At 63.9% G+C, this 24,208-nt stretch carries 20 protein-coding genes and 2 tRNA genes; 18 read left to right on the top strand and 4 right to left on the bottom strand.

Annotated elements, in window-relative coordinates:
• Nucleotides 1-23: 23 nt before the first annotated feature.
• Nucleotides 24-3,254 (top strand): carbamoyl-phosphate synthase large subunit, encoded by a 3,231-nt coding sequence (gene carB / locus C793_RS0112700; RefSeq protein WP_017431326.1) that lies wholly within the window; start codon nucleotides 24-26, stop codon nucleotides 3,252-3,254.
• On the top strand, nucleotides 3,251-3,727 hold the full coding sequence (gene greA, locus C793_RS0112695; RefSeq protein WP_017431325.1) for a transcription elongation factor GreA: 477 nt from the start codon (nucleotides 3,251-3,253) through the stop codon (nucleotides 3,725-3,727). The genes carB and greA overlap by 4 nt, the downstream gene beginning before the upstream one ends.
• Before the next feature lie 100 nt (nucleotides 3,728-3,827).
• On the opposite strand, the gene yhbY is transcribed toward greA, so the two are convergent.
• The gene (yhbY, locus tag C793_RS0112690) at nucleotides 3,828-4,154 is read right to left on the bottom strand and encodes a ribosome assembly RNA-binding protein YhbY (RefSeq protein ID WP_017431324.1); all 327 of its coding nucleotides are present in this window, start codon (nucleotides 4,152-4,154) and stop codon (nucleotides 3,828-3,830) included.
• A gap of 117 nt (nucleotides 4,155-4,271) precedes the next feature.
• Between yhbY and rlmE the strand changes: the two genes are divergently transcribed.
• The 16 genes from rlmE (at nucleotide 4,272) to C793_RS0112610 (ending at nucleotide 21,593) form a co-directional block, all read left to right on the top strand.
• The gene (rlmE, locus tag C793_RS0112685; protein ID WP_017431323.1) at nucleotides 4,272-4,919 is read left to right on the top strand and encodes a 23S rRNA (uridine(2552)-2'-O)-methyltransferase RlmE; all 648 of its coding nucleotides are present in this window, start codon (nucleotides 4,272-4,274) and stop codon (nucleotides 4,917-4,919) included.
• Between the two features lie 216 nt (nucleotides 4,920-5,135).
• Nucleotides 5,136-7,124, top strand: coding sequence for an ATP-dependent zinc metalloprotease FtsH (ftsH, locus tag C793_RS0112680; RefSeq protein ID WP_017431322.1), 1,989 nt, complete (start codon nucleotides 5,136-5,138; stop codon nucleotides 7,122-7,124).
• 181 nt (nucleotides 7,125-7,305) lie between these two features.
• Nucleotides 7,306-8,205 carry a dihydropteroate synthase gene (gene folP / locus C793_RS0112675; RefSeq protein ID WP_017431321.1) on the top strand — a complete coding sequence of 300 codons (900 nt, stop codon included), beginning with the start codon at nucleotides 7,306-7,308 and terminating at the stop codon, nucleotides 8,203-8,205.
• Nucleotides 8,202-9,551: a phosphoglucosamine mutase gene (gene glmM / locus C793_RS0112670; RefSeq protein WP_017431320.1), complete on the top strand. Its 1,350-nt coding sequence runs from the start codon at nucleotides 8,202-8,204 to the stop codon at nucleotides 9,549-9,551. Before folP ends, glmM begins: the two co-directional genes overlap by 4 nt.
• Nucleotides 9,552-9,625: 74 nt before the next feature.
• Nucleotides 9,626-10,372, top strand: coding sequence for a triose-phosphate isomerase (gene tpiA, locus C793_RS0112665; RefSeq protein WP_017431319.1), 747 nt, complete (start codon nucleotides 9,626-9,628; stop codon nucleotides 10,370-10,372).
• 4 nt (nucleotides 10,373-10,376) lie between these two features.
• A complete protein-coding gene (gene secG / locus C793_RS0112660) occupies nucleotides 10,377-10,781 on the top strand; it encodes a preprotein translocase subunit SecG (protein ID WP_026106282.1) in 405 nt (134 codons plus the stop codon).
• 45 nt (nucleotides 10,782-10,826) lie between these two features.
• Nucleotides 10,827-10,913, top strand: a tRNA-Leu gene (locus C793_RS0112655).
• Between the two features lie 144 nt (nucleotides 10,914-11,057).
• Nucleotides 11,058-11,134: transfer RNA gene (locus C793_RS0112650), tRNA-Met, on the top strand.
• Nucleotides 11,135-11,499: 365 nt separating this feature from the next.
• A complete protein-coding gene (rimP, locus tag C793_RS0112645) occupies nucleotides 11,500-11,961 on the top strand; it encodes a ribosome maturation factor RimP (protein WP_017431317.1) in 462 nt (153 codons plus the stop codon).
• 67 nt (nucleotides 11,962-12,028) lie between these two features.
• Nucleotides 12,029-13,543 (top strand): transcription termination factor NusA, encoded by a 1,515-nt coding sequence (nusA, locus tag C793_RS0112640; protein WP_026106281.1) that lies wholly within the window; start codon nucleotides 12,029-12,031, stop codon nucleotides 13,541-13,543.
• 27 nt (nucleotides 13,544-13,570) lie between these two features.
• The gene (gene infB / locus C793_RS0112635; RefSeq protein WP_017431315.1) at nucleotides 13,571-16,090 is read left to right on the top strand and encodes a translation initiation factor IF-2; all 2,520 of its coding nucleotides are present in this window, start codon (nucleotides 13,571-13,573) and stop codon (nucleotides 16,088-16,090) included.
• A 17-nt stretch (nucleotides 16,091-16,107) separates the two neighbouring features.
• Nucleotides 16,108-16,521: a 30S ribosome-binding factor RbfA gene (gene rbfA, locus C793_RS0112630; RefSeq protein WP_017431314.1), complete on the top strand. Its 414-nt coding sequence runs from the start codon at nucleotides 16,108-16,110 to the stop codon at nucleotides 16,519-16,521.
• Nucleotides 16,521-17,480: a tRNA pseudouridine(55) synthase TruB gene (gene truB / locus C793_RS0112625; protein ID WP_017431313.1), complete on the top strand. Its 960-nt coding sequence runs from the start codon at nucleotides 16,521-16,523 to the stop codon at nucleotides 17,478-17,480. Before rbfA ends, truB begins: the two co-directional genes overlap by 1 nt.
• Nucleotides 17,481-17,577: 97 nt before the next feature.
• Nucleotides 17,578-17,847 carry a 30S ribosomal protein S15 gene (rpsO, locus tag C793_RS0112620; RefSeq protein WP_017431312.1) on the top strand — a complete coding sequence of 90 codons (270 nt, stop codon included), beginning with the start codon at nucleotides 17,578-17,580 and terminating at the stop codon, nucleotides 17,845-17,847.
• Nucleotides 17,848-18,118: 271 nt separating this feature from the next.
• Nucleotides 18,119-20,272: a polyribonucleotide nucleotidyltransferase gene (gene pnp / locus C793_RS0112615; RefSeq protein ID WP_017431311.1), complete on the top strand. Its 2,154-nt coding sequence runs from the start codon at nucleotides 18,119-18,121 to the stop codon at nucleotides 20,270-20,272.
• 190 nt (nucleotides 20,273-20,462) lie between these two features.
• A complete protein-coding gene (locus C793_RS0112610) occupies nucleotides 20,463-21,593 on the top strand; it encodes an MFS transporter (protein ID WP_051038371.1) in 1,131 nt (376 codons plus the stop codon).
• Here C793_RS0112610 and C793_RS0112605 read toward each other — a convergent pair.
• From C793_RS0112605 to panC, 3 genes are all read right to left on the bottom strand, one after another.
• Nucleotides 21,590-22,765, bottom strand: a complete 1,176-nt coding sequence (locus tag C793_RS0112605) for an acetyl-CoA C-acetyltransferase (protein ID WP_017431309.1) — start codon at nucleotides 22,763-22,765, stop codon at nucleotides 21,590-21,592. The genes C793_RS0112610 and C793_RS0112605 overlap by 4 nt on opposite strands.
• A 57-nt stretch (nucleotides 22,766-22,822) precedes the next feature.
• Nucleotides 22,823-23,203 (bottom strand): aspartate 1-decarboxylase, encoded by a 381-nt coding sequence (gene panD / locus C793_RS0112600; RefSeq protein ID WP_017431308.1) that lies wholly within the window; start codon nucleotides 23,201-23,203, stop codon nucleotides 22,823-22,825.
• A 155-nt stretch (nucleotides 23,204-23,358) separates the two neighbouring features.
• Nucleotides 23,359-24,207, bottom strand: coding sequence for a pantoate--beta-alanine ligase (panC, locus tag C793_RS0112595; RefSeq protein ID WP_017431307.1), 849 nt, complete (start codon nucleotides 24,205-24,207; stop codon nucleotides 23,359-23,361).
• Nucleotide 24,208 lies beyond the last annotated feature (1 nt).

Below are 24,208 nucleotides of genomic sequence, written 5' to 3'. Positions count from 1 at the left end.
GTCATTTTTTTGCGGGAACCTCTATGCCCAAGCGTACCGACATCAACAGTATCCTGATCATTGGCGCCGGCCCGATCGTCATCGGCCAGGCCTGCGAATTCGACTACTCCGGCGCCCAGGCGTGCAAGGCGCTGCGCGAGGAGGGCTACCGCGTCATTCTGGTCAACTCTAACCCGGCCACTATCATGACCGACCCGGTCATGGCCGATGCCACCTACATCGAGCCGATTACCTGGCAGGCGGTAGAAAAAATCATCGAAGCCGAACAGCCGGACGCGGTGCTGCCCACCATGGGCGGCCAGACGGCGCTGAACTGCGCGCTGGAGCTGGACAAGCAGGGCGTGCTGGGCCAGTACGGCGTCGAAATGATCGGCGCCAACGCCGACGCCATCAACAAGGCCGAGGACCGCGACCTGTTCGACAAGGCCATGCGCAATATCGGCCTCGAGTGCCCCAAAGCCAAGGTGGCGCACCGCATGGACGAAGCCTGGGCGATTCAGGCGGAGCTGGGTTTTCCCACGATTATCCGGCCGTCCTACACCATGGGCGGCTCCGGCGGCGGCGTGGCTTACAACAAGGAAGAATTCGAGGAAATCTGCACCCGCGGGTTCGATCTCTCCAACAACCATGAGCTGCTCATCGACGAGTCGCTGCTGGGGTGGAAAGAGTACGAGATGGAGGTGGTGCGCGACCATAACGATAACTGCATCATTGTCTGCTCGATCGAAAACTTCGACCCCATGGGCGTGCATACCGGCGACTCCATCACCGTGGCGCCGGCGCAAACGCTCACCGACAAGGAATACCAGGCGATGCGCAACGCCAGCCTGGCGGTACTGCGCGAGATCGGCGTGGAAACCGGCGGCTCCAACGTGCAGTTCGGCGTTGATCCGGACACCGGCCGCGTGGTGGTCATCGAAATGAACCCGCGGGTGTCGCGCTCCTCGGCGCTGGCCTCCAAGGCGACGGGCTTCCCCATTGCCAAAATCGCCGCCAAGCTGGCAGTGGGCTATAGCCTGGACGAGCTGCAGAACGACATTACCGGCGGTCGCACTCCGGCGTCGTTCGAACCGTCCATCGACTACGTAGTGACCAAGATTCCGCGCTTCACCTTCGAGAAGTTCCCCCAGGCCAACGATCGCCTGACCACGCAAATGAAGTCGGTGGGCGAAGTCATGGCCATCGGCCGGACGTTTCAGGAGTCGCTGCAGAAGGCGCTGCGCGGGCTCGAAACCGGCGTCGACGGCCTCGACCCCATCGTCACGAACTTTACCGACGAGGCCATCGCGCGGATCAAGGGCGAGCTGCAGGCGGCGGGTGCCGACCGTATCTTCTACGTCGCCGACGCCATGCGCGCCGGTATGAGCGTGGACGAGCTCTATGCGCTGACCAGGATCGACCCCTGGTATCTGGTGCAGCTGGAAGACCTGGTCGCCAGCGAAGAGGCGCTGGCCCAGCGCTCGTTGTCCGAGCTGTCGGGGCAGGATCTGTTCCGCCTCAAGCGCAAGGGCTTTGCCGATGCGCGGCTGGCCGGGCTGCTGGGGGTTTCCGAGAAAGAGCTGCGCAAGACGCGTCAGAAGGCCGGCATTCGTCCGGTCTACAAGCGAGTGGATACCTGCGCGGCTGAATTTGCCTCGGACACCGCCTATATGTACTCCACCTACGAGGAGGAGTGCGAGGCGGCTGTCTCCGACAAGCCCAAGATCATGGTGTTGGGCGGCGGGCCCAACCGTATCGGCCAGGGCATCGAGTTTGACTACTGTTGCGTGCACGCGGCGTTCGCCATGCACGACGACGGCTATGAAACCGTCATGGTCAACTGCAACCCGGAAACCGTGTCTACCGACTACGACACCTCCGACCGCCTGTACTTCGAGCCGGTAACGCTGGAAGACGTGCTGGAAATCGCCGACAAGGAGCAGCCCGAAGGCGTGATCGTGCAGTTCGGCGGCCAGACGCCGCTGAAGCTGGCGCGCGAGCTGGAAGCCGCCGGCGTGCCGATTATCGGCACCACGCCGGACGCCATCGACCGCGCCGAAGACCGCGAACGCTTCCAGCAGATGATCAACAAGCTGGGCCTCAAGCAGCCGCCCAACGCCACCGCGCGCAGCTTCGACGAGGCGTTCGCCAAGGCCGAGGCCATCGGCTATCCGCTGGTGGTGCGCCCCAGCTACGTGCTCGGCGGGCGGGCGATGGAGATCGTCTACGACGCTTCGGAGCTCGAGAACTACATGACCCACGCGGTCAAGGTCTCCAACGATTCGCCGGTGCTGCTGGACCACTTCCTGAACGCCGCCATCGAAATCGACGTGGACGCGGTCGCCGACGGCCAGCAGGTGGTGATCGGCGGCATCATGCAGCACATCGAGCAGGCCGGCGTGCACTCGGGCGATTCGGCGTGCTCGCTGCCGCCGTACTCGCTGCCCGCCGAGGTCCAGAACCGCATGCGCGACCAGATCAAGCGCATGGCGATCGAGCTGGGCGTGAAGGGGCTGATGAACGTGCAGCTGGCCTGGCAGTACGACGAAATTTACGTCATCGAAGTCAACCCGCGGGCGTCGCGCACGGTGCCGTTTGTGTCCAAGTGCATCGGCACCTCGCTGGCGCAAATCGCCGCGCGCTGCATGGCGGGCACCACGCTTGCCGATCAGGGCTTCGAGGACGAGATCGTGCCGCCTTTCTATAGCGTCAAGGAAGCGGTGTTCCCGTTCAATAAATTCCCCGGCGTCGACCCCATTCTGTCGCCGGAAATGAAGTCCACCGGCGAGGTCATGGGCAGCGGTGATACCTTCGCCGAGGCGTTCTACAAGGCGCAGCTCGGCGCCGGTGAGGCGATCCCGGCCACGGAAGGGCCGCGCAAGGCATTCCTGTCCGTACGCCAGCCGGACAAGGAAGGGATTATCGAGGTGGGGCGTTCTCTGCTAAAATCGGGCTTTACGCTATGCGCTACGCGAGGCACGGCGGCGGCACTCGAAGCCGCCGGGCTGGATGTCGAGCGCGTCAATAAAGTCTATGAAGGACGCCCGCATATCGTCGATCTGCTCAAGAACGACGATATCGCCTATATCGTCAACACCACCGAAGGCCGTCAGGCGATTCTCGACTCGTCGGTCATTCGTCGTACCGCTCTTGCACGCAAGGTGCCCTACGCCACAACGCTGGCGGGGGCCAATGCTGTTTGCATGGCGCTTGCGTATGGTCGTGAGATTACGGTGCGGCGCCTTCAGGAATTGCACGCAGGAGCCAGTCAATGAACAAGGTCCCGATGACGATTGCGGGAGAAAAGCGCCTTCGCGAGGAGCTCGAGCAGCTGAAAAGTGAGGCGCGTCCCCGAGTGATCGCGGCCATCGCCGAAGCGCGCGAGCATGGCGATCTGAAGGAAAACGCCGAGTATCATGCGGCGCGCGAGCAGCAGGGGTTTATCGAAGGGCGCATTCAGGAAATCGAGGGCAAACTTTCCGGCGCCCAGGTGATCGACGTCACCAGGCTGCCCAAAACCGGCAAGGTGATCTTCGGCGTGACCGTCGAGCTGCTGCACCTTGAAGACGATAAACCGTTTACCTATCGCATCGTGGGCGAGGATGAAGCGGACATCAAGGAAGGCCGGATTTCCGTCACGTCGCCCATCGCCCGGGCGCTGATCGGCAGGGAGGAAGGCGACGTCGCGGTGGTAAAAACCCCCGGCGGCGACGTCGAGTACGAGATTGAAAGCGTGGAGCACCTCTAGCCGTTGGCGGTTCCCATCGGTGCTGTCGGCGTGGCCGGCAGCCGTGCATAAAAAAACGCCCCTGCGGGGGGCGTTTTTGCGTTATGGCGGCGGTGCCGTGTTAGCGCCGGCCGTGGTGGTTCTCGAAGCGGGCAATGTTGGAAAGCTTCGGGTTGGCCTGCGGGTTCCGGCGATACAGCAGCGCCATCTTGCCGATCGTCTGTACCAGGTCGGCATCGCCGTCGCGGGTGAGTTCTTCGAGCATCAGCGCGCGGTCGTCGCGTTCCGGCAGCGCCAGCTTGACTTTAATCAGCTCGTGGTCGCGCAGAGCTCGATCCAGCTCGGCGAGCAGGTTTTCCGAGATGCCGTTTTCCGACACGGTTACCACCGGATTCAGGTAGTGGCCGACGCGGCGTAGTGCTTTCTTTTGTGCCTGTGACAAGCTCATGGTATCTTGCGCTATCCCGAGTTTTCGCTTAACGCTCCATCTTACGGTGAAATGCCGTCGGGTGAAAGCGTTGGCGTCATCTCTCACCATCCCCTTTCAAGCGCCGGATGCCGTTACATGCAGCAAAAGTCCCGGGGCCGTAAGCGCCAGGCGAGCCAAACCAGCGGTAGCTGGATGAAGGAACACTTTGATGATGCCTACGTCCGCCAGAGTTGGCAGGATGGCTACCGCAGCCGCGCCAGCTACAAGCTGCTGGCGCTGGACGACAAGGATCGGCTTTTCCGCCCTGGCATGACCGTGGTCGACCTGGGAGCCGCGCCCGGCGGCTGGAGCCAGGTCGCCGCCGAGAAAGTCGGCCCCGACGGCAAGGTGATCGCCTCGGACATTCTCGAGATGGCGTCTCTGGCCGGAGTGACCTTCGTGCAGGGCGACTTCACCGACGACCATGTGCTCGAAACGCTGCTCGAATGCCTGGGCGGAAAGACCGCAGACCTTGTGATGTCGGATATGGCCCCCAATATGAGTGGCATGGCCGCTATCGATCAGCCGCAGGCCATGTATCTGGTCGAGCTGGCGCTGGACCTGGCACAGCAAACGCTTGCCCCCGGCGGCCGCCTTGTCGCCAAGGTGTTTCAGGGGGAAGGCTTTGATGAATATCTGAAAACCCTGCGGGCCAACTTTGGCCGGGTCGTGACGCGCAAGCCGGAAGCCTCCCGCGCGCGCTCCCGGGAAGTTTATCTGGTGGCCAGCGGGTTTAAGGGCTGAGGCTGGTATAGCCAGGATTTATCATCGCAATGGCCGGACAGCCGGGGGCAAAATATGCCACAGTGGCCTCTGTACATTTTGCCCGGCGATAAAGGCCGGTGCGCCGTCGACGCTCTCGGGCAGTCAGCGCGTATCAACATTCAATGAACGCATGAAGCGGATCCATTGTCCGTGTATCAGCGTTAACTGACGGATTCTTGTAATGAGGGTAGCCTCTTGAACGATATGGCAAAGAACCTGGTTCTGTGGTTGGTCATCGCGGCCGTACTGCTGACCGTGTTCAACAACTTCAGTACAGAAAGCTCACCCCAGTCCATGAACTATTCGCAGTTCGTGGAGCAGGTGCAAAATCAGCAGATACGCAGCGTGACCATTGATGGCTATACCATCGAGGGCGAGCGCTCCGACGGCTCGCGGTTTCAGACCGTGCGGCCGGCCGCGCAGGATCCCAAGATGATGGATGACCTGCTGGCCAACGATGTCACTGTGGTCGGCAAGGAGCCCGAGCAGCAGAGCATCTGGTCGCGGCTGCTGATCGCCAGCTTCCCGATCCTGCTGATACTGGGTATTTTCATATTTTTCATGCGCCAGATGCAGGGCGGCGCCGGTGGCGGCAGCAAGGGCGGCCCGATGAGCTTCGGCAAGTCCAAGGCCAAGCTGCTGTCCAACGAGCAGATCAAGACCACCTTTGCGGACGTGGCCGGCTGCGACGAAGCCAAGGAAGAGGTCGAGGAACTGGTCGACTTTCTCAGCGACCCGGGCAAGTTCGAGCGTCTGGGCGGCACCATTCCCCGCGGCGTGCTCATGGTAGGCCCGCCGGGTACGGGTAAAACTCTGCTGGCCAAGTCCATTGCCGGCGAGGCCAAGGTGCCGTTCTTCACGATTTCCGGCTCGGATTTCGTCGAGATGTTCGTCGGCGTGGGCGCCTCCCGCGTGCGCGACATGTTTGAGCAGGCCAAGAAGCAGTCGCCGTGCATTATCTTCATCGACGAGATTGATGCCGTGGGCCGTTCGCGCGGTGCCGGCATGGGCGGCGGCAACGATGAGCGCGAACAGACGCTCAACCAGCTGCTGGTGGAAATGGACGGCTTCGAGTCCAACGAGGGCGTGATCGTCATTGCCGCGACCAACCGTCCCGACGTGCTCGACCCGGCGCTGCTGCGCCCGGGCCGCTTTGACCGCCAGGTCACGGTAGGGCTGCCGGACATTCGTGGCCGCGAGCATATCCTGGGTGTTCACCTGCGCAAGGTGCCGCTGGCCGACGACGTCAAGGCGCGCCTGATTGCTCGGGGGACTCCCGGCTTCTCCGGCGCCGATCTGGCCAACCTGGTCAACGAGGCAGCGCTGTTTGCCGCCCGCGGCGACAAGCGGCTGGTGGGCATGGACGAGCTCGAGGAAGCCAAGGACAAGATCATGATGGGCTCCGAGCGCAAGTCCATGGTCATGACCGACAAGGAAAAGCTCAACACCGCCTACCACGAGTCCGGCCACGCGATCATCGGGCTGACCATGCCCGAGCACGATCCGGTCTACAAGGTCACCATCATCCCGCGCGGTCGGGCGCTGGGCGTGACCATGTTCCTGCCGGATGAGGACCGCTATAGCTTCTCGCGTCAGCAGATCATCAGCCAGATCTGCTCGCTGTTCGGCGGCCGCATTGCCGAGGAGATGACGCTGGGGCCCAACGGGGTGACCACCGGCGCCTCCAACGACATCAAGCGCGCTACAGAGCTGGCGCACAACATGGTGGCCAAGTGGGGGCTGTCCGAGGAAATGGGCCCGATCATGTACGATGAGGATGAGTCCCATCAGTTCATGGGCGGCGGCCAGGGCGGCGGCATGCTCAAGTCGGGCGACACTACCACGCGCCTGGACAAGGAAGTGCGCAAGATCATCGACGGCTGCTACGACCAGGCCTACCGGATTCTGGAAGACAGCCGCGACAAGCTGGATACCATGGCCGAAGCGCTGATGAAGTACGAAACCATCGATGCCCATCAGCTCAAGGACATCATGGGCGGCCAGGATCCGCGTCCGCCTGCCGGCTGGGATGACAGCGGCGGCTCCGATGGCGGTACGCCCGTCGACAACCGGACGCCGGCGTCGCGCCCGGCCGACGACACGCCGGCGGAGGACGGCGACGGGGATGACGATACGCCCCGGCGGCGGCCGTCGGATCCGCTGGGTGGCCCGGCGGGCTCCTGATCCGCGCGGTTGTATGCACAGGGCGCCCCGAAAAGGGCGCCTTTTTTGCCGCTCCCGGTCCCTTGTTGTCATGCCTCGCTATCCTGTTCCGCTGGTGCTTTTCCTGATGGCACTTTCCCTGGTGGCACCTTTCCTGATGGCCCTTTCGGGTATTTTTCCCTGCTGCTGATCGAGCTTTCTCATGTCACACGTTTCTCCTGCCGCTTCCGGCGAGACGCCGCCGCTACGCTGCGGACGCCACTCGCTGGACCTGTCCGCTCCCCGGGTGATGGGGGTGCTCAACGTCACGCCCGACTCTTTTTCCGACGGCGGCCGCTATGCGGCGCTGGACGCTGCGCTGCGCCAGGCCGAGCGTATGCTCGCCGACGGCGCCGCGATTATCGACGTGGGCGGTGAATCCACCCGGCCCGGCGCCGAGCCGATCTCCGCGCAGCAGGAGCTGGACCGCGTGGCGCTGGTAGTGGAAGCGCTGTCCCGGGAGCTGGATGCGCTGGTCTCGGTCGACACCAGCAGTGCGGCCGTGATTCGTGAAGCCGGCTCGCTGGGCGCGGGCATGATCAATGATGTGCGTGCCCTGGAGCGCGACGGCGCGCTGGATGCCGCTGTGGACAGCGGGCTGCCGATCTGCCTGATGCATCGTCAGGGCGAGCCGCAGACCATGCAGCAGGCGCCGCATTACGATCAGCCGGTGGAGAAGGCCGTCAGCGAGTTTCTGCTCGAGCGGGTCGCCGCCTGCGAAGGCGCGGGCATCGCACGCGAGCGGCTGTTGCTGGACCCCGGGTTTGGCTTTGGCAAGACGCTGGAACACAACCTGCGCCTGCTCAACCGGTTGCCGACGCTTGGCGAGCTGGGATTGCCGCTGCTGGTAGGCATGTCGCGCAAGAGCATGATCGGCAAGGCGCTGGACCGCCCGGTCGACCAGCGCCTGCCCGGCGGTCTGGCGCTCTCGACGCTGGCGGTTGAACGCGGTGCGCGCATACTCCGCGTGCACGACGTGGCCGAAACGGTCGATGCCGTCAACATGACCCGCGCCGTCCTCAACGAAGGCCCCACTGCCGACACCGCGGAGGCAACGGCATGACAAGGCGCTATTTCGGCACCGATGGCATTCGCGGTACCGTCGGCGACTACCCGATTACCGCTGACTTCATGCTCAAGCTGGGCTGGGCCGCCGGCCAGGTGCTGCGCCGCGACGACAGCCGCGCCCGGGTACTGATCGGCAAGGACACGCGAATCTCGGGCTATATGTTCGAGTCGGCGCTGGAAGCCGGCTTTTCGGCGGCCGGCGTGGATGTTGCGCTGCTGGGGCCGATGCCCACGCCGGGCATTGCCTACCTGACCCGGACGTTTCGCGCCGAGGCCGGCGTGGTGATTTCCGCCTCGCACAACCCGTTTGACGACAACGGCATCAAGTTTTTCTCGGCCGACGGCACCAAGCTGCCCGACAACGTCGAAGAGCGTATTGAAGCCATGCTCGAGGAGCCGCTGACCACCGCCGATGCGGCAGCGCTGGGCAAGGCCATGCGCGTTCACGATGCCCCGGGGCGCTACGTCGAGTTCTGCAAATCGACTCTGCCCGAACGCCTGAGTCTGCACGGGCTGAGCATTGTGCTCGACTGCGCCCACGGCGCCACCTACCACATTGCGCCCAATGTTTTCCGCGAGCTCGGTGCCGACGTCAGCGTGATCGGCGCCGAGCCCGACGGCGTGAACATCAACCGCGATGTGGGTTCCACGCATACCGCATCGCTGCGTGCGGCGGTGATTCATCGCGGGGCGGATCTGGGCATAGCCTTTGACGGCGACGGCGACCGGGTGCTGCTGGTGGATTCCGGCGGCCACGAAGTCGACGGCGATGACATGCTTTACCTGATAGCCCGGGACCGCAAGCAGCATGGCGTGCTCAACGGCGGCGTCGTGGGTACGCTGATGAGCAACTTCGGGCTGGCCATGGCGCTGGAAAAACTGGGCATACCTTTCGAGCGCGCCCGGGTCGGCGACCGCTTTGTTATGGAGCGCATGGCGGCGAACGGCTGGTCGCTGGGCGGCGAGCCCTCGGGGCATGTGGTCTGTGCCCACGCCCAGACCACCGGTGACGGTATCGTCTCGGCGCTTCAGGTTGTGGCCATCATGGTGCGCGAAAAGGCAACGCTTCCGGCGCTGTTGGCGACCCTGGAAAAGGTTCCCCAGGCGCTGGTCAACGTGCGTCTGCCGGCCGGCACCCGGGCCCGCTCGGTGTTGGAAACCCCCGAGGTCGAGCGAGCCGTGGCCGATATCGAAACCCGGCTGGGAGAAGAAGGCCGGGTACTGCTCCGCCCCTCGGGGACCGAGCCGCTGATTCGGGTCATGGTAGAAGGCCGCGCGCACCTGGATGTCGATGCGCTGGCCGGCGAACTGGCCCGGCAGGTGCAGACGCTGCTGGCGTGACGGCCTGACGGGTAGCGGTTGTCTTGCCCCGGCCGCTCCTATACCATTTTGCGCATTCTTGAAAAGGAGCCTCGATGCGTACGCCATTAATCGCCGGTAACTGGAAGATGAACGGCTCTGCCGAGAAGATTCGCGCGTTCGGCGAGGCGTTTGCCGGTGCTCGGCTGCCCGGCACGTTGGAAGTGGTGGTAATGCCGCCGTTTCCCTATCTGGCCGAAGCGCAGCGCGCCTTTGCCGGTACGCCGCTGGCGGCGGGCGCCCAGACGTTGAACCCCGAGCCTGCCGGCGCCCACACCGGCGAGGTCAGCGCATCGATGCTGGCTGAATTTGGCGTTACCCATGTACTGGTCGGGCACTCCGAGCGCCGGCAACAGGGCGAAACCGATGAGCAGGTGTACCGGCAGGCATGCGCCGCGCTGGATGCCGATCTGGTGCCGGTGCTGTGCGTGGGTGAAACCCTCGAACAGCGCAACGCCGGCGCCACCCGGGAGGTGATACTGCGGCAGGTGGCCGCGGTACTGGAACCGCTCGAGCCGGCACGGCGTGAACGGCTGGTGATTGCCTATGAGCCGGTATGGGCTATTGGTACCGGACTGACGGCAACCCCCGATGAGGCGCAGGCGGCCATGGGGGCGATCCGTGGTTGGCTGGAGGCGCTGAACAGCGACCTGGCGGCCGGGCTGCGGTTGCTGTACGGCGGCAGCATGAAAGCCGGCAACGCTGCCGAGTTGCTGGCCCGGCCGGATATCGACGGCGGTCTGATCGGCGGTGCATCGCTCCAGGTCGACGAATTTTTCGCTATATGTCAATCAGCAGGATAACCCCATGCAAGCTGTAATACTCATGATCCACGTGGTGCTGGCGATCGCTCTGGTCGCCCTGATCCTGCTTCAGCAGGGCAAGGGAGCCGATGCCGGTGCCTCCTTTGGCGGCGGCGCGTCGCAAACCGTGTTCGGCGCCCAGGGCAGCGGCAACTTCCTGGCACGTTTTACCGGCGTGCTGGCTGCCTGCTTTTTCGCCACGTCGCTAACGCTGGCGTACATCGCAAGCCAGGCCGGCGACGCGCCGGATGCCGGCATTCCCGATTCAAAGCTGGTCGAGCAGCAGGATAATCCGGGCGATGCGCAGCAGGCAGACGGACAATCGCCGGACGGGTCGGCAAAAGCGCTTGACGAAGCCGACAAGGATGTGGATAATACGGCGCCAGTGCTGGAGGAGAGCGGCGACTAGTCGGTCATTGAGCGACTGATGCGCTTTTCCGGTATTTCCCCTGTTGCCGAAGTGGTGGAATTGGTAGACACGCTATCTTGAGGGGGTAGTGGCCTCACGGTCGTGCGGGTTCAAGTCCCGCCTTCGGCACCATTGAAAAGCGTTGGAGCTTATCGCTCGGATCCTTCTTTCAATGGCCAGCAGCAGGCAGCACTGATGCAGGCACGTTCAGACGTGCGAGACGCGAAAGCAGCTTGACGCAGTCGTGGTTGACGCTTATTATCGCTGTCTCATTGATGCGGGGTGGAGCAGTCTGGTAGCTCGTCGGGCTCATAACCCGAAGGTCATCGGTTCAAATCCGGTCCCCGCTACCATTTCCAAGCGCAAAGCGTTGTGGATGGTACTACAGGTTTTCTTGCAAAAAGCCCCTTCCAGTGAAGGGGCTTTTTGTTAGCAGCCCTGTCACGAATCGCCCGGCTCCAGGCCAGGCGCCGGCGGCCTCGCCGCGATGGCAAACGCCACCATGCCCGGCCGCCAGCGGTGGCCGCTAACGTCAACACCACGCTGTTCGCTGTGACTATCGGCCGAATGATCCTGGCCGGCCGGTTGATAGACGGTTTCATGAGCGGATCTCTACCGGATTGCCGGAAGCGCGCTTCCGATCAATGCCTGTCAGCCCCTGGCTTTATTGGCAACTCCCGGCCAGGTGCCTGATGCAACGGCTATAGGAGCTTTGTCTGTGGCCACGAAACACGCTGCGCTGCATGCGCTGATTGAACCCGTCGTTACCGCCATGGGCTTTGAGCTCTGGGGGATCAGCTATCTTGCCCAGGGCAAGCATTCCCGTCTGGTTATCTATATCGAGCACGAGAACGGCGTCGGCGTGGATGACTGCGCTGATATCAGCCGTCAGGTCAGCGCCGTGCTGGACGTTGAAGATCCGGTTAACGAGGCGTACCGTCTGGAGGTTTCCTCGCCGGGCATGGCACGCCCGCTGTATACCCTCGACCACTTCAGCCGTTTCCGGGGCCATCAGGTCGCGCTCAAGCTGCGTGCTCCGTTCAACGGGCAGCGCAAGTTTCGAGGGCTGTTGGCCGGTGTTGAGGGCGACGAAGTGCTGCTGCAGCTTGACGGGGAAGAGTACTGTTTCCCCGTGGAGAGTATTGATCAGGCGAATATCGTACCGCAGTTCGATAACTGACCGGGCGGACGCAACCGGCGCTTGGCCGGCTTGAACATATAAGGACAGGTTTTGGCGAGGCACACGCATGAGTAAAGAAATCTTGATGGTCGTTGACGCGATCTCGAATGAAAAGGGCGTCCCCCGCGATGTGATCTTTGAAGCGGTCGAAGCGGCACTGGCCAGCGCTTCGCGCAAGCGCTTTGAGCGTGAAGAGGCAAGCGTGCAGGTGCGCATTGATCGCAGCAGCGGCGACTACGACACCTTCCGTACCTGGACGGTGGTCGAGGACGACGAGTTTGAAACCCCCGACTACGAAATCAAGCAGAGCATTGCCGAGCAGCGTACGCCGCCTTTGGCGCTGGGTGAGGTGGTCGAGGAGCAAATCGAAAACGCCGAGTTCGGCCGCATTGCCGCGCAGACCGCCAAGCAGGTCATCGTGCAGAAGGTGCGCGAAGCCGAACGTGCCGAAGTGGTGCGCCAGTACACCGACCGCGAAGGCGAACTGGTCGCGGGCATCGTCAAGCGTACAACGCGCGAGGGCCTGATTATTGACCTGGGCGACAACGCCGAGGCGTTTCTGCCGCGCAGCGAGATGATTTATGGCGAGCGCTACCGCATGAACGAGCGGGTGCGCGCGCTGCTGGTCAGGGTGGATCCCGAAGCCCGGGGCGCACAGCTGCAGCTGTCGCGCACCTGCCCCGAGCTGATTATCGAGCTGTTCAAGATCGAGGTGCCGGAAATCGCCGAGCAGCTGATCGAGATCAAGGGCGCGGCGCGGGACCCCGGTTCCCGGGCCAAGATCGCGGTGAAAACCAACGATCAGCGTATTGATCCGGTCGGCGCCTGCGTGGGCATGCGCGGATCGCGGGTTCAGGCGGTAACCAGCGAGCTGGAAAACGAGCGTGTCGACATCGTGCTCTGGGACGACAACCCCGCCCAGCTGGTCATCAACGCCATGGCGCCGGCCGATGTGGTGTCCATCCTGGTGGATGAAGACGCCGTGTCCATGGACGTGGCCGTCAGCGAGGATAACCTCGCGCAGGCCATCGGCCGCAGCGGACAGAACGTCCGTCTGGCATCCGAGCTTACCCGCTGGCACATCAACGTGATGACCGAGGAAGAAGCCGATGCCAAGCAGGATCAGGAAATGGACAGCCTGATCGAGTTTTTCCTGCAGCATCTCAACGTCGAGGACGACATTGCCCGGCTGCTGGTGGACGAAGGTTTCACCACGCTGGAAGAAGTGGCCTACGTGCCGCTGGAGGAAATGCAGGAAATCGAAGAGTTCGATGAAGAACAGATCAACGCGCTACGCGCACGAGCCAAGGACGAACTGCTGACGCTGGCGATTGCCTCGGAAGAAGCACTGGACGGCGTCCAGCCTGCCGACGACCTGCTCGGGATGGATGGCATGGAGCGTCACCTGGCCTTTACCCTGGCCAGCCGCAGCATTGTCACCATGGAAGACCTTGCCGAGCAGTCTGTCGACGATCTGGTCGATATTGAAGAGTTGGACGAAGAGCGCGCAGCGGCATTGATCATGACTGCCCGTGCGCCCTGGTTCGAAGACGAAGCCGAATCCGATTCGAACACACAGTAAACAGGTCACGGGCTGAGGAGGGTCATCATGTCAGACATGACAGTAAAAGATTTTGCAGCAAAGGTGGGGCGCGATACGTCTCGCCTGCTGGAACAAATGAAAGACGCCGGGCTTTCGCATACCTCGGAAAGCGATGCGGTGTCTGAAAGCGATAAGCAGACACTGCTCAACTCGCTGAAAAAGAATCACGGCGGCGATGACGGTAACAAAAGTCGCATTACGCTGACGCGCAAGACCCGCAGCCGGATCAGGACCGGCGACCGGGGCAAGGGCATTGACGTCCAGGTGCGCAAGAAAAAGACCTACGTCAAGCGCGCCGAAGAGAAAAAGCCGAGCGCACCGGAGCCCACGCATACGGGGCCGCGTCAGCTGGTCGGTGACATGGCCGAAGCCGAGGCCGAGCGCAAGGCGCGCGAAGCCGAAGAGCAGAAAGCCGCCGACGCACGTCGCGCCGCGGAGGAAGCCGAGCGCAAGCTGGCCGAGGAAAAGGCCCAGCCCACCGATGTTCCCACCGAGCTGGAAATTCCGGTCCCCGAGCTGGACGACAATGCCGGTGCGGGCGACAACATGCCGCCGGCACCGCCCAAGGAAGGCCGCCCGGATCGCCGCAACGCGCCGGGCAACAAGAAAGCCGCGAAGAAGAAAGGGCGCCGCGACGACGATTCCCGCAATGATCGCGACGATCGTCGTCGGGGCGGCAAGAAGGCCCGGCGCGCCGAGCGTCGTGGGGGCAGCCGCCGCGGCGGCGGTCAGAGCGGTGGCAAGCACGGTTTCCAGAAGCCGACGCAGCCCATCGTGCGTGAAGTCTCGATCCCCGAGTCCATCAGCGTGGCCGAGCTGGCCGACAAGATGTCGATCAAGGCCAACGAAGTGATCAAGGCCATGTTCACCATGGGCGCGGCGGTCACCATCAACCAGACCATCGATCAGGACACCGCGGTGATCGTGGTCGAGGAAATGGGCCACAAGCCCAAGCTGGTCAAGGATGACGCCCTGGAAGCCGAAGTGCTCGAGAGCGTGTCCTACGAGGGTGAAGAAATCACGCGCGCCCCGGTTGTCACAGTCATGGGCCACGTCGACCACGGCAAGACCTCGCTGCTCGACCATATCCGCAAGGCCAAGGTGGCTACCGGCGAAGCTGGCGGGATTACCCAGCATATCGGCGCCTACCACGTTGAAGGCAATAACGGCGGGGCAACCTTCCTGGATACCCCCGGCCACGCGGCGTTTACCGCCATGCGTGCCCGCGGTGCCAAGGCGACCGACGTGGTTATTCTGGTGGTTGCCGCCGATGACGGCGTCAAGCCCCAGACCATCGAGGCCATCGAGCACTCGAAGGCGGCCGAAGTGCCGATGGTGGTTGCGGTCAACAAGATCGACAAGCCTTCTGCCGATCCCGACCGGGTGAAAAACGAGCTGTCCCAGCACGGCGTTATCTCCGAAGAGTGGGGTGGCGATACTCAGTTCGTCCACGTCTCGGCGAAAAGCGGCGAAGGCATCGATGCGCTCATCGAGGGCATCCAGCTGGTCGCGGAAGTGCTCGAGCTCAAGGCCGTTCCCGAAGCCCCCGGCAAGGGTGTGGTTGTGGAATCGCGCCTGGACAAGGGCCGCGGTCCGGTCGCCACCGTGCTGGTACAGAACGGTACGCTGAAAAAGGGCGATATCGTGCTCGCCGGCCTGCACTATGGCCGCGTACGCGCCCTGACCAACGAGCTGGGCAAGCAGGTGGAAACCGTCGGCCCGGCCATGCCCGTGGAAATTCAGGGACTGGACGGTACGCCCGAAGCCGGCGATGAGTTCATGGCGGTCGCCGACGAGAAGAAGGCGCGCGAAGTGGCCAACTTCCGTCAGGGCAAATACCGTGAAGTGCGCCTGGCGCGGCAGCAGAAAGCCAAGCTCGAGAACATGTTCAGCCAGATGGAGAAAAACGAGACCGCCAAGGTCAACGTGGTTCTCAAGGCGGACGTTCAGGGCTCGCTGGAAGCCATCCGCAGCGCGCTGGAAGAGCTTTCCACCGAGGAAGTCGAGGTCGCCGTGGTGTCCTCCGGCGTGGGCGGCATTACCGGTACCGATGCCAACCTCGCGCTGGCCAGTGAGGCCATCGTGATCGGCTTCAACGTCCGTGCCGACGTAGCCGCGCGCGATATCATCGAACGCGAAGGTCTGGACCTGCGCTACTACAGCGTCATCTATCAGCTGATCGACGAGGTCAAGCAGGCCATGAGCGGCAAGCTCGCGCCGGACTGGAAGGAAGAAATCGTCGGCGTGGCCGAAGTCCGCGACGTTTTCCGCGCGCCGAAGATCGGCTCGGTCGCCGGCTGTATGGTCATCGAAGGCACGGTACACCGCCACAAGCGTATCCGCGTGCTGCGCGAAAACGTGGTGATCTACGAAGGTGAACTGGAATCGCTGCGTCGCTTCAAGGACGACGTCCAGGAAGTGCGCAACGGCATCGAGTGCGGCATCGGCGTGAAAAACTACGATGACGTCCAGGTGGGCGACAAGATCGAGGTCTTCGATCAGGTCAGGATCGAGCGCACCCTCTAGGGTCGCCAGGAGTCAGGATGCGCGAATTCAAGCGGACAGACCGGGTCGCCGACCAGCTCCAGCAGGAGCTGGCGGTCCTCATCCAGCGCGAGGTGAAAGACCCGCGTCTGGGCATGGTCACGCTGAGCGGCGTGCGCGTTAGCCGGGATCTGGGCTACGCCGACGTCTATTTCACCCTGCTGGGTGAGCAGGACCCCGAGCGGGTCAGGGAAAATCTCCAGGTGCTCAAGCACGCCGGCGGTTTTCTGCGCACCCGGGTAGCCCGCCGGGTGCAGCTGCGCCATGTGCCGGAGCTGCGCTTTCATTACGATGAAAGCATCGTGCGCGGTCAGCAGCTGTCATCGCTGATTGACGAAGCGGTCGAAAGCGATCGCGAGCGTCACGTCGACGACGACGAGCCGGGCACGGAAAGCGACGGAGAGCCGCGCTAATGGCGCGTCGGCGTCGCGGCCTGCCGGTCAACGGCGTGCTCCTGCTGGACAAGCCCGCGGGCCTGTCCAGCAATCAGGCGCTGCAGCGTGTGCGCCGGCTGTTTCAGGCGCAAAAGGCGGGCCACACCGGCACCCTCGATCCCATGGCGACCGGCCTGCTGCCGATTTGCCTGGGGGAGGCAACCAAGTTTTCCGCCTATTTGCTGGACGCTGACAAGGTCTATCGCGCACGAGTCGAGCCCGGCGTGATAACCGACACCGGCGATGCCGACGGCGAGGTCGTCGAGCGCCGCGAGGTGCCGGCGCTTGATGAGGCCGGTATCGAGGCGGTGCTCGAGCGCTTTCGCGGTGAGATCGACCAGATCCCGCCGATGTATTCCGCGCTCAAGCACCAGGGCCGCAGGCTTTACGAGCTGGCCCGGGAAGGGCAGCATGTAGAGCGTGCAGCACGGCGCATAAGCGTGTATCATGCCCGCCTCGCAGCGCTTGATCGTGCCTCGGGCAACAGCGCCTTCGACATGGAGGTAAGCTGCAGCAAGGGCACCTACATCCGCACGCTGGCCGAAGATATCGGTCTGGCGTTGGGCGGTGGAGCGCATATCTCCGCGCTCAGGCGGTTGCAAACCGGGCCGTTTCAGGCCGCCGGCATGTGGACACTGGAGGCGCTGGAAGCCCTCGAAGACCAGGCGGACAGGGAAGCCCGGCTGATGACGCCGGACGTGCTGGTGGAACACCTGCCGGCGCTGACGCTTGATGACGCTGCTCACGGGCGGCTGGTTCACGGTCAGCAGGCGCAGCTGGCGGCCGGGTCGCCGGCCGCCGAGCTGGACGACGGCGCCATTGTCAGGCTTTATCATGCCGGTGCCTTTGCCGGTCTGGGATCAGTGGCCGGCGATGCCGGCGAGGCGCCAACCGTAGCGCCAAAGCGGCTGTTGAATACCGCTGCTGCCCGTTCCTGAGCCGAAAGCGGCGGGTGACGGGCAGGGTTCATCGAGACTGCAAATATGCGTGGTCTCTCTCATTCATTTTCAGGCATATTGCTTACTGGAGAAACAGATGGCACTAACCGCTGAACAGAAAGCCGAGATTGTTAACGAATACGGCCGTGGCGAAAACGATACCGGATCTCCCGAGGTTCAGGTTGCCCTGCTGAGCGCCAACATCAACGGCCTGCAGAGCCACTTCAAGAGCAACAGTCAGGATCACCACTCGCGTCGTGGCCTGATTCGCATGGTCAACCAGCGCCGCAAGCTGCTGGATTATCTGAAGCGCAAGGACTATAGCCGCTATCAGACAATCATCCAGAGCCTTGGCCTGCGTCGCTAAGTGCATCCGACAGGAAGAGCCGCACTGCGCACGCGGATAGCGGCTCTTCTGCGTCAGGCCAAACGGGCAGCCCAGTGGGCTGCCCGTTTTGCGTTGCACTCCGGTTATTGCCAACAGGCGGCGTGGGCGGTGGTCGCCGCGCGGTCCAGCGCCTAGAATGGCCCCGAGCCGAGCTAGCTGTGTCAGCGGTATTGGTGCCGCCCATTATCACCAGCAGCTGTCAACGCGCCGTGGTAAAGACAAGTCGATCCCAACGCGAAAGGACATTGCCGTGAATTCGGTCAAAAAGACGTTCTCCTACGGTCGCAGTACCGTCACGCTCGAAACCGGGCGTATTGCTCGCCAGGCCTCCGGCGCCGTTATGGTGACCATGGACGACACCGTCGTGCTGTGTACCGTCGTCGCCCGGAAAGAGGCAAAACCCGGCCAGGCGTTTTTTCCGCTGTCGGTTCACTACCAGGAAAGGACCTATGCCGTGGGCCGGATTCCCGGCGGTTTTCTCAAGCGTGAAGGGCGCCCGACCGAGAAGGAAACGCTGACCTCCAGGCTGATCGACCGGCCCATCCGCCCGCTGTTTCCCGACGGCTTCATGAACGAGGTACAGGTGGTTTGCACGGTGCTGTCGGCCGACCGCAACCAGGATCCGGATATCGCGGCGATGCTGGGCACCTCGGCCGCGCTGGGCATTGCCGGCGTGCCGTTCAGCGGCCCCATCGGTGCCGCCCGGGTGGGCCTCAACGACGAGCAGGGCTACTTCCTCAACCCCAGCGTCGACGAGCTTGCCGAGTCCGAGCTGAATATGGTGGTGGCGGGCACCGCCAACGCCGTGCTGATGGTGGAGTCGGAAGCCAGCGAGCTGCTGGAAGACGAGATGCTGGGCGCCGTGCTTTACGGGCACCAGGAAATGCAGACGGCCATCAGCGTGATCGACGAACTGGTGGCGGATGCCGGCAAGCCGCGCTGGGACTGGCAGCCCGCGGCCGCCGATCCGGCGCTGGAGGCGGCCCTGGCCGACGGCTTTGCCGACAGAGTCGGCGATGCCTATCGCATTACCGACAAGATGGCGCGCCAGGACGCGCTGGAAGCGCTTCGGGAAGAAGGCGTTGCCGAGCTGGGCGCAAGCGATGCAGCGTCGACCGGGAGCCACTTCCCCGTAGCGGCGGTGAAAGGCGCCTTTGCCGCGCTGGAAAAGCGGGTGGTGCGTTCCCGGGTGGTGAACGGCGAGCCGCGTATCGACGGCCGCGATAACCAAACCGTGCGCCCGCTGGATATCGAAGTGGGCGCGCTGCCGAAAACTCACGGCTCTGCCATTTTCACCCGCGGCGAGACCCAGGCGATTGCCGTCGCCACTTTGGGGACCCTGCGCGACTCCCAGCGCATCGAGTCGCTGGAAGGCGAGCGCAAGGATCGCTTCATGCTGCACTACAACTTTCCGCCGTACTGCGTGGGCGAGACCGGATTCATCGGCGGACCCAAGCGCCGGGAGGTCGGCCACGGTCGTCTGGCGCGGCGCGGTGTTCAGGCCATGCTGCCGGATCAGGATGCCTTCCCCTATACCATTCGCGTGGTATCGGAAATCACCGAGTCCAACGGCTCCAGCTCGATGGCCTCGGTGTGCGGCTCGTCGCTGGCGCTGATGGATGCCGGCGTGCCGCTCAAGGCACCGGTGGCGGGGATCGCCATGGGCCTGGTCCGGGAAGACCACGGCGTTGCCGTGCTGACGGATATCCTCGGCGATGAAGACCACCTGGGCGATATGGATTTCAAGGTCGCCGGCTCCGCCGAAGGCGTTACCGCCCTGCAGATGGATATCAAGATCGAGGGGATCGACGAAGATATTATGGAGACTGCCCTGCAGCAGGCTCACAGGGCGCGTCAGGACATTCTTGCGCGGATGAACGCGGTGATTGGCGACAGCCGTGATGAGGTGTCGGACAACGCGCCGTCGATGCGCACGATGCAGATTGACGCGAAGAAAATCCGCGACGTCATCGGCAAGGGTGGTGCGACCATCCGCAGGATCTGCGAAGAGACCGGCGCGTCCGTCGATGTGGATGACGACGGCACGGTGCGCATTTACGCCGAGAGCAAGCAGGCTGCCAGCGCCGCCGAGAAGACGGTGCTCGAGGTTATCGCCGAGCCCGAAATCGGCAAGCTGTACCGTGGCAAGGTGGTGCGCATTGCCGACTTTGGCGCTTTCGTGAACATCATGCCGGGCACCGACGGCCTGGTGCATATTTCCCAGATTATCCCCGAGCGGGTGGAAAACGTGCGCGACTACTTCAACGAAGGCGATGAGGCTGTCGTCAAGGTGCTGGATATCGACAACCGCAAACGGGTCAAACTCTCGGTCAAGGAGATTACCGAGGACGACCGGGCCGCGTTGGCCGCCGAAGAAGCCGCTGCGGTCGAGTCGCAAAGCTGATCGTTGCCGCTATGCCGTCGGCGCCCCCGTCGCTTTGAAGCGGCGGGGGCGTCGGCGTTTGGATCGCCGATTATTCACCCGGGAGTAGAGGCCGGTGATGGAAGAACCTCAGGAGCGGAGCGTGGAGTCGGTAAACGCGACTTCAGGCAACCCGAATTCAGCCGCCCCCTGGTGGGGCGTGGTTGCGGTTATGGCGGGCATCTTTCTGCTGGTCACCGCCGAGCAGCTGCCCATCGGGCTGCTCTCCCAGGTGGCCGGGGCGCTGGACGTCACGCCGGGCATCGCCGGGCTGATGGTCACTGTGCCCGGCGTGGTAGCGGCGTTTTCCGCGCCGCTTTTGCCCGTGGCCGTGGGTCGGCTCGATCGGCGGATCATGCTGACGCTGATGATGCTGCTGATGGTCGTCGCCAGCGGTCTGTCGGCGGTGGCCGGCAATTTCTGGCTGCTGCTGGGTGCACGGGTGCTGGTGGGTATGAGTATCGGCGGTTTCTGGGCCATTGCCGGCGGTCTGGCGCCGCGGCTGGTGGCGCCGGCGCAGGTATCCCGGGCCATGACGGTCATCTTTGGCGGCATTGCCGGGGCCTCGGTGCTGGGCGTGCCGCTGGGAACGCTGCTGGGCGAGTGGACCCACTGGCGGATCGCCTTTGCCGCTCTGGGCGGGTTCAGCCTGGCGACCGCCGCTGCGCTCTGGTGCTGGCTGCCGAGCCTTCCGCCCCGGGAGCCGGTGCGCCTGGCCACCCTGGGCGAGCAGCTGGCGACCCGGGGAGTGCGGGTCGCAGTGATGACCACCGGGCTGGTGGTGGTCGGCCATTTTGCCGCCTACACTTTTATCAGCCCGGTGCTTCAGGACATCAGCGGTATCGCCATCGGCCAGGTCGGCAGCCTGCTGTTGCTTTACGGGGCGGCGGGCATTGTGGGCAACGTCGCCGCAGGCCTGTTTGCCGGGCGGCATCCCTACACCGCGGTGCTGTTGATTCCCTGCACGTTGCTGGCTGTGGTGGGCAGTTTTCCGCTGCTCGGGGTGGTGCCGGCCACCGGCATCGCGCTGCTGATGCTGTGGGGCGCCATCTTTGGCAGCGTCGCGGTGAGCATTCAGACGTGGTTGTTGCGCACTGCCCCCAACACCGAGGCGGCCAATGCGCTGATGGCCTTCGTGTTCAACTTTTCCATCGGTACCGGGGCGCTGTTTGGCGGCCGTCTGGTCGACGGCATTGGCCTGACCGGCACCCTCTGGGCGGCATCAGCGCTATTCATGGCCGGCGCGGTGTTGATTATCGCCACGCCGGCGCGGCTGGTGACTCAGGGCGGGCCCAGGGGCTAGCGTTCGATGGCCAGGGCCACGCCCTGACCGCCGCCGATGCACAGCGTGGCCAGGCCCTTGTGCGCGTCCCGGGCGAGCATTTCGTGAACCAGCGTCACCAGAATGCGGCAACCCGAGGCGCCGATGGGATGCCCCAGCGCAATGGCGCCGCCGTTGACGTTGATGCGTGAGGGGTCCCAGCCCAGTTCCTGGTTGACCGCCAGCGCCTGGGCGGCAAAGGCTTCGTTGGCCTCGATCAGGTCGAGATCGTCCATCTGCCATCCGGCCTTGGCCAGGCAGCGGCGGGTGGCCGGTGCCGGGCCGATGCCCATGATCGCTGGGTCCACTCCGGCGTTGGCGTAGCCGCTAATGCGTGCCAGCGGCTCGAGTCCCAGCGCCTCGGCCCGGGCCGCCGAGCACAGCATGACAATGGCGGCACCGTCGTTAATGCCCGAGGCGTTGCCGGCGGTCACGCGGCCATCCTTTTTGAATGCCGGGCGCAGGCCGCCGAGTTTCTCGGCAGTCAGTTGGCGGGGGCCTTCGTCAGTATCGAACTGCGTGGTCTCGCCCTTGCGGCCGGGTACGTCTATCGGGGTGATCTGGCCGGCAAAGCGACCGCTTTCCACCGCGCTGTGCGCTTTTTGCTGCGAATCGGCGGCAAAAGCGTCCATGGCTTCACGGCTGATTGCGTAATCCTCGGCCAGATTCTCCGCGGTGATGCCCATGTGGTAGTCGTTGAACGCGTCCCACAGGCCGTCGCGAATCATCGAGTCGACGGCTTTCCAGTCGCCCATGCGTTGGCCCTTGCGCGAGTGGGGCAGCAGGTGCGGTGCGGCGGACATGGTTTCCTGACCGCCGGCCAGCACCATATCGGCGTCGCCGCAGCGAATGGCCTGAGTCGCCAGGTGCAGCGCCTTGAGCCCCGAGCCGCAGACCTTGTTGAGCGTCATGGCCGGCACCCCGTGCGGCAGCCCGCCACCGATGGCGGCCTGGCGTGCGGGATTCTGCCCGGTGCCGGCGGTGAGCACCTGGCCGAGCAGGACTTCATCGACCTCTTCGGGGGCAACGCCGGTGGTCTCCAGCACATCCCGGATGACCTGGGCGCCAATCTCGCTGGCCGGCATATCCGCCAGCGAACCGCCGAACGTGCCGATGGCGCTGCGTTTGGCGGCGACGATTACGACATCCTGCATACCAACCTCCTCGATTGCGATAGTAGTCTCGGGCAGCTGCCGCCCTCGGGCGGCGGGTCAGGCCAGCTGCACGGGGATGGCGTTACTGGTGTGGCTGACTTCGTTGCCTTCCTGGAGATACACCAGTGACGGCTGGTGATCGTCCAGCTCGCTTTCGGCGTAGTGGCCGTAGCTGCAGATGATCACGATATCGCCGGGGCTGCCGTGATGAGCCGCGGCGCCGTTGATGGAAATGATCTTCGAGCCTTCCTCGCCGCGAATGGCGTAAGTGGTAATGCGCGAGCCGCTGGCGACGTTGTAGATCTGTACCTGCTCGTTCTCACGAATCCCGGCCATGTCCAGCAACTCGCCGTCAATGGCGCAGGAGCCTTCATAGTGGAGCACGGCATGGGTAACGCGAGCCATGTGCAGTTTGGCCTTGAGCATGACGGTATGCATGGAAAATCCTCTGCGGCGGGGAAATGTCGTGAATGAGAATAGCGTGAATCAAGGTAGCCAAAAGCGCTGTGACAAAACCGGCGGCTACCCTGTTGTGGTTAAAGACGGCGTCAACGTAGCCGTGTCGGCGGCCATGAGCAAGTATCCCCGACCGATCAGGCTGGAAGTTGCAGCGTCAGGTTGTCAATCAGGCGGGCCGGCCCCAGGTAGGCGGCCGCCAGCAGCACGGCGTCCCGGGTATCGGCCTCGACCGGGGCCAGGTGGGTATCGCGCAGCGCGAGATAATCCGGGGTGAAGCCCGCCTCGCGTAGAGCCCGATGGCCGTCATCGAGGACGTTGGCGGGCACCTCGCCCCGGGCGAGCCGGTCGCGCATGGCGCCGAGTATGCGATACAGCTTGGGCGCTGTGGTCCGCTCGTTCGGGCTCAAATAGCCGTTGCGTGACGACAGCGCGAGCCCGTCGTCGGCGCGCACGATGGGAACGCCGGCAATTTCCACGGGAATATGCAGATCGGCGACCATTTTGCGGATGACCGCCAGCTGCTGGTAGTCCTTCTCGCCGAAGCACGCCAGGTGCGGTGCGACCAGGTGTAGCAGCATGCTGACAACCGTGGCCACGCCGTCGAAATGCCCGGGGCGCGAGCCGCCACAGAGCCCTTCGCTGACGCCGGGTACCTGCACCCGGGTGAGGCCGTCGAGCCCATTGGGATAGAGCGTACGAGTAGACGGCGCGAAGAGGACGTCACAGCCGGCAGCTTCCAGCGCGGCCCGGTCGTCGGCGAAGGTGCGTGGATAGGCATCCAGATCTTCCCCGGGGCTGAACTGCAGTGGATTGACGAACAGGCTGGTGACAACCAGATCGGCTTCGCGGCGCGCGTGATGTACAAGCGCCAGGTGGCCGGCGTGCAGGTTGCCCATGGTCGGCACCAGCGCAATACGCTGGCCGCGCCGGCGGGGGCCGGCCAGACAGTCGTCAAGCGCTTCGATGGTTTGCAGGGTATGCATA

It is taken from the genome of Vreelandella jeotgali Hwa (assembly GCF_000334215.1).
Taxonomy (GTDB): domain Bacteria; phylum Pseudomonadota; class Gammaproteobacteria; order Pseudomonadales; family Halomonadaceae; genus Vreelandella; species Vreelandella jeotgali.
Note: the sequence above shows the minus strand (reverse complement) of the source record. Positions and strands in the feature narration are given on the sequence as shown.